The 11,254-nt window shown below is 63.7% G+C and carries 9 protein-coding genes and 2 pseudogenes; 4 read left to right on the top strand and 7 right to left on the bottom strand.

Going from position 1 to position 11,254, the window contains the following annotated elements:
• Window positions 1-379: 379 nt before the first annotated feature.
• From DL891_RS16250 to DL891_RS16220, 5 genes are all read right to left on the bottom strand, one after another.
• Window positions 380-1,108: a phosphatase PAP2 family protein gene (locus DL891_RS16250; RefSeq protein ID WP_111721545.1), complete on the bottom strand. Its 729-nt coding sequence runs from the start codon at window positions 1,106-1,108 to the stop codon at window positions 380-382.
• 288 nt (window positions 1,109-1,396) lie between these two features.
• Window positions 1,397-1,942, bottom strand: a complete 546-nt coding sequence (locus DL891_RS16245; protein ID WP_157962577.1) for a DUF2127 domain-containing protein — start codon at window positions 1,940-1,942, stop codon at window positions 1,397-1,399.
• Window positions 1,943-2,302: 360 nt separating this feature from the next.
• Window positions 2,303-2,593 carry an MFS transporter gene (locus tag DL891_RS16240; RefSeq protein WP_255563110.1) on the bottom strand — a complete coding sequence of 97 codons (291 nt, stop codon included), beginning with the start codon at window positions 2,591-2,593 and terminating at the stop codon, window positions 2,303-2,305.
• 32 nt (window positions 2,594-2,625) lie between these two features.
• Complete coding sequence (locus tag DL891_RS16235) at window positions 2,626-2,985, bottom strand: response regulator transcription factor (protein ID WP_111721542.1); 360 nt, start codon at window positions 2,983-2,985, stop codon at window positions 2,626-2,628.
• Window positions 2,986-4,031: 1,046 nt separating this feature from the next.
• On the bottom strand, window positions 4,032-5,303 hold the full coding sequence (locus DL891_RS16220; protein ID WP_111721540.1) for an amidohydrolase: 1,272 nt from the start codon (window positions 5,301-5,303) through the stop codon (window positions 4,032-4,034).
• Between the two features lie 519 nt (window positions 5,304-5,822).
• On the opposite strand from DL891_RS16220, the gene DL891_RS16210 reads away from it, so the two are divergent.
• Window positions 5,823-6,242, top strand: coding sequence for a trimeric intracellular cation channel family protein (locus tag DL891_RS16210; protein ID WP_368665644.1), 420 nt, complete (start codon window positions 5,823-5,825; stop codon window positions 6,240-6,242).
• Entirely contained in the window at window positions 6,214-6,459 is a 246-nt protein-coding gene (locus DL891_RS17850; RefSeq protein ID WP_368665643.1) for a TRIC cation channel family protein, read from the top strand. Before DL891_RS16210 ends, DL891_RS17850 begins: the two co-directional genes overlap by 29 nt.
• Window positions 6,460-6,548: 89 nt before the next feature.
• On the opposite strand, the gene DL891_RS17205 is transcribed toward DL891_RS17850, so the two are convergent.
• Together DL891_RS17205 and DL891_RS16205 are read right to left on the bottom strand one after the other, a co-directional pair.
• The gene (locus tag DL891_RS17205) at window positions 6,549-6,716 is read right to left on the bottom strand and encodes a hypothetical protein (protein WP_157962576.1); all 168 of its coding nucleotides are present in this window, start codon (window positions 6,714-6,716) and stop codon (window positions 6,549-6,551) included.
• A 106-nt stretch (window positions 6,717-6,822) separates the two neighbouring features.
• Window positions 6,823-10,227 carry an FUSC family protein gene (locus DL891_RS16205; protein ID WP_198668960.1) on the bottom strand — a complete coding sequence of 1,135 codons (3,405 nt, stop codon included), beginning with the start codon at window positions 10,225-10,227 and terminating at the stop codon, window positions 6,823-6,825.
• Window positions 10,228-10,498: 271 nt separating this feature from the next.
• On the opposite strand from DL891_RS16205, the pseudogene DL891_RS16200 reads away from it, so the two are divergent.
• Both DL891_RS16200 and DL891_RS17845 read left to right on the top strand, forming a co-directional pair.
• Window positions 10,499-10,809 (top strand): annotated as a pseudogene (locus DL891_RS16200) (aconitase family protein); the annotation flags it as partial.
• A pseudogene (locus DL891_RS17845) lies at window positions 10,806-11,126 on the top strand (4Fe-4S dicluster domain-containing protein); the annotation flags it as partial. The pseudogenes DL891_RS16200 and DL891_RS17845, both read left to right, overlap by 4 nt.
• Window positions 11,127-11,254 lie beyond the last annotated feature (128 nt).

Genomic DNA, 11,254 nt, shown 5'->3' with positions numbered 1-11,254 from the left:
GCTGCAAGACAAGTTTCGCCTTGATCTTCCGTACCATTACCCGTACTCCTTCCACCACGTGGCCATCACATGGTGGAAGGAGCTTTTCAGGTGGCTCTCAACCACGCCAATCGTGGCTCTGAACGACACGATCCATGGTTTGGGGAGGCGGCGCTGACCCGCACCACACGTGGCTCCCTTGGAAGCCAATATTCAGCCTGGCCGTCGGCCACCAATTCGACTGAATACGACTCCTCGAGCACACCGGTGATCAGCGGCCCGAGTTCGGGGTCGTCTTCGATGAGAAGAAGGCGGGGTTTCGTCGTTATCATCCGTGGCCCGTCCTTTCGCGTCGCCTGACCACAAATCTAACTGCACTGGGTTTCTAACTCCACTGCGCTCAGAATAGGCGTGACGGCCGGTCACGGAGGGAGACCGAAAAACGGGGCAACACGTATTGCAGCCAAACCACGAGGGCGATGGCAGCGGCCGCGCCCGAATACACGATAGACGCGGTGACATCCGTGGGGTAGTGAACCCCGAGATACACGCGCGACACGGCGACGAGCACTGTCGCGAAGATCGCCATTGTGATGACAGCGGCTCGCCACGGGTGGTCCCCGGCGACGAAGATCAGCGCAATTGCGACGGCTGCAACGAAACAGGTGTGCCCGCTGGGGTAGCTGAATGAGTGCTCGGTGAGCAACGGATGCGCCAGCAGGGTCGCATCGGGTCGTGGTCGTTGCACAATCCACTTGACAACTTCGCTGCCGCCCCAGGCGACGGCGACCATGCCGAGAAACGTGAGAACGCGGGCAGGATTACGGGTGACGAAGCCGATCACAGCCGCCGTAAGGGCGATGATCACCGCCATCACCGGATCGAACAACCAGGCGATCGTGAGCGCCACGCCGTCGAAAAACACCGTGTGGTGCAGGCTCAACCATTGATCGATGCCGAGCTCGGATGTCGTCCAGCCAGGCGACCGGGCGACGAAAACGCCGAAGCTGAGCAGCGCGCAGAGCGCGAGAACGCTCACGGTGCCGAGCGCACGCGGATGTTCGAACGGTCGCAAGCGGCCCTGCCGTCGCCGTTTTGCCGTGTCGGGCATCACATTCGTCACCGTCATCACACTCGTCCCTGCCGGCCTGCCTGCGGATGTCACACAGCCGGCAGTTCGAGTCTGCAGCGGGCAATCTCAGATGCTTCTAAGAAAATGCGGCCAACCGGCCAACCGGCCAACCTTCCAACCGGCGAGCGGCCACGTGCCAGCCGGTCAGCCGGCAGCCTCCCATGCGGTGACGACCTGTGTCGGCGGGAGATCTTGAGGTCCGGCATTTTCGACTTTGCCCCCCCGCTGCCTGAGCGGCTGGCCTCACAGCACGCTCGCTTGCGCAGCAGATTCCGTTGTGGCCACCTAATTGTGTTTGAAAACGGGCCATTGTTGTATCCAGGAAATGGACTCAGCCAGGGTTTCTCGGAGGCTTCGATTTTGTCGCCATTCGCGCCAGGTGAGAGCAATGATCGCTACGTCCAAGACAGTGAGGAAGGCAATGCCTAGCGACGGATGAATCACGAAGTCGACGATCTGCACGACGGCCAAGATAGTGAGCGCCCCGATCGCCCATGGATACACCTTCGTTTTGCCGGCTATCAGTGCGACGACGATAGCAAGTTTGACCACCCCGTGGATGAGCAGATAGAGCCCGATCAGGAACAGGCCTTGCCGATCAAGGTTGCTCGTGCCCTGCCGGAGCAGGTTAGCAATCAAATCGTGGGGGTCCTCGAGGAGCTCGGCGGCGGTCAACGATTGGACTGCAGAGGTCAGCGTTTCTGGTGCAACGAATACTAAAGCAACGCCGGCGGCGAACTCGAATAGCCCGTCGAGGCCTTTCAGCACCACGCCGACGAGAAAAACGAGATCCAAAATGTGGCCGCGGCGCGAGCGGGAAGTGGACGCCACTTCACCCATCTCCTGTGAGCAACTTGTCGCGGGTTTTTCCGGCGGAGAGCTTTCTGCCGGCGAAGTGACTCGACCGGGCAGATGCCAGAAGCCGTGTGGGCGGCGGGGGTGCCACTGGTGCCACCACGGGGATCAGTAGCTGAGTGGTGCACAGAATGGTGGGGTTGGCGAGCATCCGCTTCACGAGGGGATCTTACCGCCCTCACCATCGTGCGGGAAGTGGACAGTTTGCCAGCCTGAGCGCGTCGCGAAGCGTCATCGTATCTGGTTGACTGCCTGCAGCTGCGCAAAGCAGCGCGAGAAGCACCAACCACAGGAGGAGCAGGCCGCCGAGGATGCTGATCAGAATCTGCCACCACATCACAGACCTACTTTGCGTCGCTTGGGGCGCACGAACAGAAGCGCAAACATGGTAGCAGCTTGGATAACGAACGTCACAATGATGAGTGCGGGTATTGATACACCGTAAAGTGCGCCTGCCATGATGCCTCCGACGGCCGTCGCGACGCCGACGATGGCGGCGTAGATCCCATACGTGGTGCCCCGGCGATCCGGCGGCACGAGGTCGGCGACAGTCGCGCGCAACGTCGATTCCTGGATGCCGAGTGCTGCACCCCACAGCAATGACCCTGTGCACCTCTGAGCCCACAGTGGGTTACTGTTCAGCGGCTACGAGATGGTGGTCATTCCAGCGAGCCCAGACGGTAGCCGCGCCCGCGAACTGTCTGGATCAGGTCTCTATCGGTCTTCCTTCTGAGGTAGTGGACATATGTCTCCACGGTGGCCACGCTCTCCCCCCGCGTGAATGCGCGCGCGAGGAGTTGCTCGCGGGAGAAGGTGCGCGCGGGCTCCGAGGCCAACACGTTAAGTAGCTCGGTCTCAGTCACGGTGAGCAGAATCCTGCCGGAGTACGGCGATTCGATGATGCGATCCTCGGCGTAAAACGTCCAGCCACCGATCTGGTAGCTGGTGCTGATTCCGTCGTAGCGACGGGTCAGTGCCCGGAGTCGGGCGTTGAGCTCTTCGAACTCGAACGGTTTCACGAGGTAGTCGTTGGCACCCGAGTCTAGACCTTCGACCCGGTCGTGCAGTTGCCCGAGTGCGGTGAGGATCAGGCGGCTCGAATGTTCCGGCCGTCAAACGCACCATCAGTACCATCGCCGCCGACGCGTCCGGTACCTGCGCCGCGAGGTGCTCGCCTGGTTCGAGGGACCGGACGCTCATGTCTAAGCCGCGCCTGTGCCCGGGCGCCCGGATCAGGCGACAACGCGGCGTCGGCCCGGAGGGCGGATTGTTCCACCGCAAGCCACCACAGCTGCTCGGACTCCCTCATCACTGATCCCGAGCTGTTCGGCGACTTGTGCGGGGGTAAGGGCGCCTTTGTAGAGGTGGGCGGCGTCGGCACGCGTTCGATCCGATAACTCAGGGTGCCGACTCGCATGACCTGCTCGACGTGCGGTCTCGCGCACTGTGGCACGGTGAATGTTGAACCTCGCCGCCAGCTCATGCACAGGCACACCTTCGACGTAATCAGCGATCAAGTCAGCCCGACTCGAGGCACTCAAACGTGTTTGAGACTGGCTCGAATTTTCGCGCACCGGACCCCGTTGATCCACTATTCGGTCACTGTGATTGCGCGACCTACTGGCGCTGGATCCCTTGAGAACACGGGAGATCTACGATTTGAGCGGCCTCCCTGGGTTTGAGAAGCACATACGTAGGTCCACTCAAATATCCTTACGTATCCTTACGGGAACACGCGGCATCGTTTGATGGTGTGTGTCCCGTTTTGCATCGCAGGTTCGTGTGGTTGCGGCGATGGCGGCCAATGGTTCGGCGAGGACGGTGCGAAGTTGTTCGTCTTCGGTCGAGGTCAGCGAGTTCGGAGTCGCGGACAGCGGAAACATCCGTGACCCGCACGCCCCGAAGAGCAGCAGGCCCATTAAATGATGCGTATGACATGCCGAGGTGCTCTGGCATTATGCGTCTTCGGCATGGATTGCACCTGGTCAAACAGCTCCGGGCTGACGAGTGGCTCAGGTGCGCCGGGGTACAGCACACCCTTGTAGCGGATGACTCCGGCGGCCGATCAGTAGTTGTCACCGAGCCAGGCCAGCGCCGCGACGACGGCGGCTGCGGTACCGGTCTGGAGTGTGGGTTCGAGTGCGGGAGCGAAGTTCGGCGAATGATTGGACGGGATGTCCGTGGAGACGGAGCCTGCGGCTTCGGCCTTCGCGTACAGGTCGGCGTCGATGCACCCCACTCCCCAGTAGGTGTACGGCACACCGAGCGTGTTGGGGATCTCGCTGAAGTCCTCACTGGCCGATTGGCGGTCGATGGTGAACGCTCGGTCGTCGAAGTAACGCGCGAATGCATCGGCGACCCTCGCCGTGGCGTCCGGATCGTTCTCGGTCACGGGGTAATGGTCGTAGAGTTCGAAGCGGGGCCGCATCGGGGATCCGGACGTCGCGCATTCTCCTTCGACGATGCGATGGATCGCTTTCACGATCGTCGTGCGAGTCGTCTCGCTGAAAGTGCGGATGTTCAGTTCGAGCACCGCGTGGTCGGAGATGATGTTGCTCTTGGACCCGCCCGCGATCCGCCCCACGGTGAGCACGGCGAACTCGCCGGGCGTGATCTCCCGCGCGACGATGCCCTGCAGCCGGACGACGATCGTTGACGCCAGAACGACGGGATCGACGGAGAGCTGCGGCATCGATCCGTGGCTGCCGCGACCTGACACGGTCACTCGCATGCTGTCGCCGCTGGAGAGGAACGTCCCCGCTCTCGTGCCGACTCTGCCGGCAGGGATGGGCAGCATGTGCTGGGCCAGAGCGACATCTGGCCGCGGAATCATCGTGGCGAGCCCGCCCTTCAGCATGACCTCCGCGCCATCGGCGAGTTCCTCCGCGGGTTGGAACAACGCGATGTACGTGCCATGCCAGGCGGCTGGCTTTTCGGAGAGTAGTCGCGCGGCGCCCAGCAGGCAGGCGACATGCGCGTCGTGCCCGCAGGCGTGCATCACCGGCACGTCGTTGCCGTCGCCATCTGTCGCGCGATCGGCACTCGCGTATGGCAGTCCGGTCGCTTCCTCGACGGGCAAAGCATCCATATCGGCGCGCATGAGCACGACCGGCCCGTCACCGTTTTGCAGGATGCCGATGACACCGGTCGAGCCGATCTTCTCCTGAACCTCGAAGCCGAATCTCCGCAACGCGGCGGCGACTGCTGCAGCAGTCTTGACCTCTTGGTGACCGAGCTCCGGATGCCGGTGCACGGTCCGGTAGAAATCCTCCTGCCACTCCGCGATCGTCGACTGGCCGGCCAGCACGATCGACGCGCTGCCATCATTGTCACTCATCGTTCGACTCCTGCTCTCGGCGGAGTGTACCTCTCCGACCCGCGCACGGCGGCGACCGCTATCCGACCGACATCCGATGCAGCTTGTTTCTTATAGTACGACCGACGTACATACCGGAGAAGAGTCGGCGCGCACTGCGAGGAGACCAGGAAAACCCTCACCAGCCGGAAACCGAAACAGGCCGCTCACACCGGGCGGTCAGTCTTAGAAATTCGCGCTGTCAACGCCGGTCGCGGCAAACACAGTACCGGAGACCATGCGGGCGGCATCCGAGGCGAGAAACACCAGGAGCGGCGCCACATCCTCCGGTTCGACTAACGGCAACCCTAGATATCGCGCTTCCCGCATGACCGGCGGCGAACCCGACCGCAATCCATTCCAGGAAGTTTTCAAGAAGCCTTCCAAGATCGACCTTCCAAGATCGACCAGAGCCAAGCGGCATTGGATCGAGTGACGAGACGGCGCAGATTGGGGAGCAGTCTTAGGCTTGCCCTCAAGCAAGACGAGAGGTGGCGGAAAATGAACTGGGCCTTGGTGCTCGACCTTCTCGGTACTTTCTTCTTCGCGATCTCTGGCTGCCTGCTCGCGACGCGTCGTGGCTTCGACATCGTCGGCTCGCTGCTGCTGGGTGGCCTCACCGGACTGGGTGGGGGAGTCGTGAGGGACCTCATCCTCGGAGTGACACCGACGGCGTTCGCCCAACCGGTGTACCTGATCCCGCCGATCGCGGCGACGTTGCTGGTCTACTTCCTGGTTCACAGTGTCCAGCGATTCTCGCGCACGCTCCTTGTGTTCGACGCGGCCGGCCTCGCGCTGTTCTGCACAACCGGTACCGTCACGGCGCTGAATGTGGGGATGAACCCCGTTGCCGCCGCGTTGCTCGGGCTCATCACGGGGGTCGGCGGGGGGGGTGCTGCGCGATGTCGTCGCCAACCGTGACCCGCAGTTGTTCAATCCGAACGACATCTACGCCGTTCCTGCCATGCTGGGAGCGGCCCTGCTCACCGTGTTGTGGTCCATCGGATTTTACAATGCCCTGGCACAGCTGCTCGTCGCCGTGCTGGTCTTTGGCCTCCGGATGCTATCGCTGCACTACAACTGGCATGTCCCGCACGCCGCTGCCACCGGCTCAGGCGATGCACAGAAGAACGGCTGACGTCAAACTGTTTCCCCGGAAGCGTTCTGGCGACCATCCGCACGCGCGCACGACCAACCTTCTACGGGACGGCTCAGCGATCGGCATTCTCACGATGATCCCCGCCTGTGCTGCACGGTCGTGGCGGGGATTGACCACTTCTTTACGAGGTGGCCGAGTTTCCAGATGGCCAGGGCGTTGACCCAGGTGACGAGGAACACGCCGACGATAGGGTAGCCGGCCTTGTTGATATCGAAACCGTTGATGGAGTCCCACACGTGGCCATTCCTCGAATCGATCACAGGCCTTGACTGGACCGATAGGCCGCTGCCTCCGCCGGACTCGATGGCGCCGGGGCGCTTGGGGACAGGCGTCGTGGTGGGTTCACGCCGGCGAGTCGTCGGGTCGTGTTGGTGGCTTGTCGGGTGCGGGTGCGCCGTCATCGATGAGGGTGAGCATGGCCTGGTTGGCGCGGGCGAGGTAGGTCAGTGCTGTCTCGGCGGCGTGTGGGGATCCGTCTGGCTCGGCGGTTGGGTGGGGGATCTCGAATTCGTCAAGGTCGTGTGTGGCCCTGGGCTGCCGGCCGTCTATGACCTGGATGAGGGCGGTGACGTTGTCGTCAGTCAAGACCGCGAGGTCCGTGTAGCGCTGTGTGTTGTCTGGGGTGCCGGTGGCCGGTTCGGTCGTGAGGGCGGAGTTGGCGGCTTGTCTGGTGTAGTAGGTCAGTGCATTGAGTGCTGTGAGGAGCCGTTCGATGCCGTCCCGGCCGAAGGTTCCGGAGACCTGGCGTAGTGGGGCTGCGGTGGTGGCTACCTGCCGCACCTGATGGCTCAGGGTGTCTGCGCGGCGTGCCAGCCCATGTCGGTCGCCATCGATACCGCCGAGACGGGTGAGGGTCAGATCGAGGACGTCGCCGACGGTGTGCAGCAGGGCGGTGGTCTCCTGGTTGATCTTCTGCCGGGTCCGCAGGGGCAGCAGGATGCTGGCGGCGGCAAGCGCGATGGCGGCTCCGACCACGGTTTCGAGGACACGCACCTCGAGTATCACGTCGGTGAGCTTGCCGAGGTACTCGTAGAGCATGGAGATCATCATGGTTATCCAGAACGACATGACCGCATAGGAGATTGCGCTGTAGTACATCGCTGCGAACACGCAGACGAGCACCAATGGCAGGATGAGCCATGGGTTGGCGCCGGTGGTAATTGCGATCAGGAAACCGATGATGGCACCGCCGATGGTTCCGATGACCCGTTGGGCACCCTTGATGCCGGTGCCTGCGGTGGTCGTGGTGCCGCTGAAGATGAGGAAGGCGGCCAGCGCCGCCCAGTACTGCTCGGAGGAGGAGATCGCGGCGCCGGCCAGCAGCGCCCCGAGCGTGGCCGCGCCGGCCTGGATCGCGCGGCGTGTGGGGACCTCCTCGAACCAGCGGGTGACGGTGGCGGCCGCCTGCGGACTCGCGTCAGGATGGGGTGTCGGGCTGTCCTGGCCGGCGATCACGGCGGTTGCTTGCCGGGAGTCGGCGAGGTCAAGCGTCTGGGCGTGGAAGAGGGCGCCAGTGGCGTCGAGTAGCTCGATCGCCGAATGACGCAGGTGACGGGCGACCCGCGGCCAGCCCGTCGTGGAACGCGGTTCGGCACCTGGTACCAGGTCGAGGCCCGGTGGGGGTGCCGCCGGCTGCTCGGAGGCGCGGACGCGACGCAGTTGCTCTTGCACCCACTCCAGCTGACCTGCCAGTGTCGCCCGCACGGCGGCCGGCACTGTCGGGCCAGCAGCCGCGAGGCGCTGTGCCGCCTCGGCGGTGGCCGAGGCCGCGAGTTCGGTATCGAACAGGTGGTGGCGCAAGGCACCGGACCGGTCGCCGTCGCCGGGGTCGGCGGTTGCCAGCTGGCCCTCGACCAGCGCGGCGCACCGGTGCACTTGGCGCATGCGCGCGCGTGACCGGTTGCTGATGTCGGGGTCCCACCGGCCCGCGGAGACGGCGTCGATGAGCGGGTCGAGAGCGAGCACCAGGCACCCGCCCAACGCGGCAACGCCACGACGCACGATACGGCCCGGTCGGTCGGGCAGTAACACGAAGTTCAACAGGTATGCCCAGGACGCACCGAGGACCGCGGCCACAGCGAAGTCGGGCAGCTGGGCGATCGGGATGTGCAGAATCAGCCCGAAGTAGGTCATCATGAACACCAACTGCCCCAGCGCCGCCGCACGTGGACCGAACCGCCCCACCCACACACCGGCCAGCGCGACCAGGGCGAGCGCGATCAGCGTCCAGGTCCAGTTGCCGGAGATTACGGAGCCTAGGCCGGCCCCGCCGATCGCGGGCAGTATCGCCAGCCCGGTGGTGACCTTGCGGCCGATCACCGTCCGGTCGCGGGCCATCACCGTGATTTGCATCGCCACGGTGGCTGCGAACATCCCCGGTGGCACGGCCGGGATGCCGGTGGCCGTGAACACCAGGACGGTGGTGGCCAGGGCCAGGACGACGGCCAGCAGCACCCGTACAGCCGTGGTGAGCCGGATCAGGCCGGGGTCTGGCAGCGCGACCCACCGGTTCAACAGGTTCTGCAACCAATGTATCGGCGCCGGCGAGCCGGAGTCTGCCGCCGGATCCCATCCCGGTGCGGCTCCGCGGCCGGTGCGGATGACCGGTTGGTAGTCCAGGTCGCGGCTGACGGCGGCCGTGAGCCGGTCGGCCCGGTAGGTGAAGGGGAGCCACTGCCGGTACCGGCCGTAGGCCTCGCTCGGGTCGTGGTCGGCGGAATCGCCTTCGACCAGCCGGAGCATGCGCTGATTCAGTCGGGTGAAGCGTCTGACCCACGGGTCGGACGGCGTGCCGCCCGCGGATTCTGTCGCGGCTTGGAAGTCTTCGAAGGAGAGCAGTTCGGGCACGTCGGTGCTGGTCCACCGCAGTTGGGCGTGCAGGTCGTCGGCGAAACGTTCGAAGTGTGCGGTGAGTGCTATCAGCGAGGGTTCGACAGTGGCGGGGTGGCCGGCGGGCAGGCCCCAGCGCAGTGTGGCGATGGTGCCGGCGAGCATCCGCAGTGCGTAGGGCAGGGCGAATTCGTCGCGGCCGCTTTGGAAGTAGTACGCCGCGTGATGCAGCCGGAGACCGTCGGTGTAGGCGTCGAAGCTGTCGTAGATGGCCTGCAGGTGGCTGTCGAGTCCGGTGGTCTGTCCTGCTGGAAAGTACGGCTCCAAACTGGCCGTCGGATCACCTTCGCCCAGTTTGAGGGTGACGAATCTGGCGCACAGAGTCCGCAGGTCGCGAACGACCCGGTACACGCCCAATACGAAGGTGAGGATCATCGTCACCAGGACCAGCCCGATCAGGGTCTCGATAATCGTGACCGCACGCAACACATCGGTTTCAGGACTGAGCTGCCCGGTACCGACGGTCGCCAACTGGGCCGCGCTCAGGTACATCGCGGAGAACATCCCGGCTCCCAGGTCACGCCCGCCGTAGGAGAAGTCCGACTGTCGCATGGCGCCGAAATAGACGAGCCCGAAACCGGTGATGATGAAGGCCAGCCACACGAAGACGGTAGTCAGGACTTGCAGCCCGGTGACCTGCCGCAGCGCGAACGGGCGCCACCGACGTGAGATCCGGCGGGTGACCTGGCGGAGCAGCCGCCACTGCATGGACGTTATCGGGCCCGCGAGGAAACCGGTCTCGTCGTAGTTGAGCGCAGTCAAGAACACGTCGAGCAGACCGAGGAGAAGTATCACAATCCCGAGGCCCACCCAGACGGCGTCCATGAATTTCCCATCTCGCGTATGGGCCGCAGCCATCTTTTGTGTCGGTGACAGGTTCGTTAGCGGATCTTGGTGGCCCAACTCATCCATCGTGACGCAATCTAGGATCCGTGTCCAGAGGACGGGTTGACTCGTAGAAAATGCGCGCATGGCGGGTATCGAAGAATCGTCAGGAATCGTGAGACCTGCGTGAACGCAGCGTTTGGCAATCACACCGTACGCCCAGGGGCCCGTATCCGGGATGATGCCTCGCATTGCGTTGAATCGGCTCATTGCCAGTTTCATCAAAACGACGCACGATGGGGTCACGACAATGGTCAATGGGCTGGGAGTGCTGGGCTGGGGCGTCGGCGGCATCGAGGCCGAAGCCGCGATGCTCGGTCAGCCGATGAGCATGCTGGTTCCGCCAGTACTCGGTTTCAAGCTCACCGGCGAGCTTCGTGAGGGGACGTGACCGCGACCGATCTGGTACTCACCGTCGCCCAACTGCTCCGCCAGCGGCGTGTCGTCGGAAAGTTCGTCGATTACGGCCCCGGTGTCGCAAACGTTCCACTGGCTAACCGGGTAGTGCTCGGCAACATGCCCGAATACGGTTCGACCTGCGCCATCTTCCCGCTGATCAAGCATTCGATGCCGCCGGCTGCATTGGCTGCGGTGCCTGCGTCGAACCCTGCCCCAACGGTTCGGCGATGCTCTTCACAGGCGCAAAAGCAACCCACCTCGGTTCGCTACCCCAAGGCCAACCCGAACGAGCCTCTCGCGCCCTGACCATGATCGATCAGCATGACGCCGAAGGTTTCGGCGGATGCACATAGATCGGTGAGTGCACTGCTGTGTGCCCGGTGGGAATCCCGCTCCACGTGATCTCCCAACCGAAAAATGACGTTCTCACCGCCCTTGGTCACGGAGAAACCGGTACCCCGCGAACCGTCTAGGTGTACTGCCCAGGGACGTTGGTTGAATCGGTGTGACGACTCGCTGTAGTTGTTGACGACGGGGTGAGGGTCTCCGGCTGAAAGTGGAGTTACTACGACAACCACTTCGATTAGGAGACCCTCATGTC

The sequence above is a fragment of the Homoserinimonas sp. OAct 916 genome (assembly GCF_003260275.1).
Lineage (GTDB): Bacteria > Actinomycetota > Actinomycetes > Actinomycetales > Microbacteriaceae > OACT-916.
Note: the sequence above shows the minus strand (reverse complement) of the source record. Positions and strands in the feature narration are given on the sequence as shown.

Coding starts and splice junctions, on each gene's coding strand:
- DL891_RS16220 (WP_111721540.1), bottom strand. CDS start 5,303: ATGAGTGACAATGATGGCAGCGCGTCGATCGTGCTGGCCGGCCAGTCG.
- DL891_RS16250 (WP_111721545.1), bottom strand. CDS start 1,108: ATGACGGTGACGAATGTGATGCCCGACACGGCAAAACGGCGACGGCAG.
- DL891_RS16210 (WP_368665644.1), top strand. CDS start 5,823: ATGAACTGGGCCTTGGTGCTCGACCTTCTCGGTACTTTCTTCTTCGCG.
- DL891_RS16205 (WP_198668960.1), bottom strand. CDS start 10,227: ATGGCTGCGGCCCATACGCGAGATGGGAAATTCATGGACGCCGTCTGG.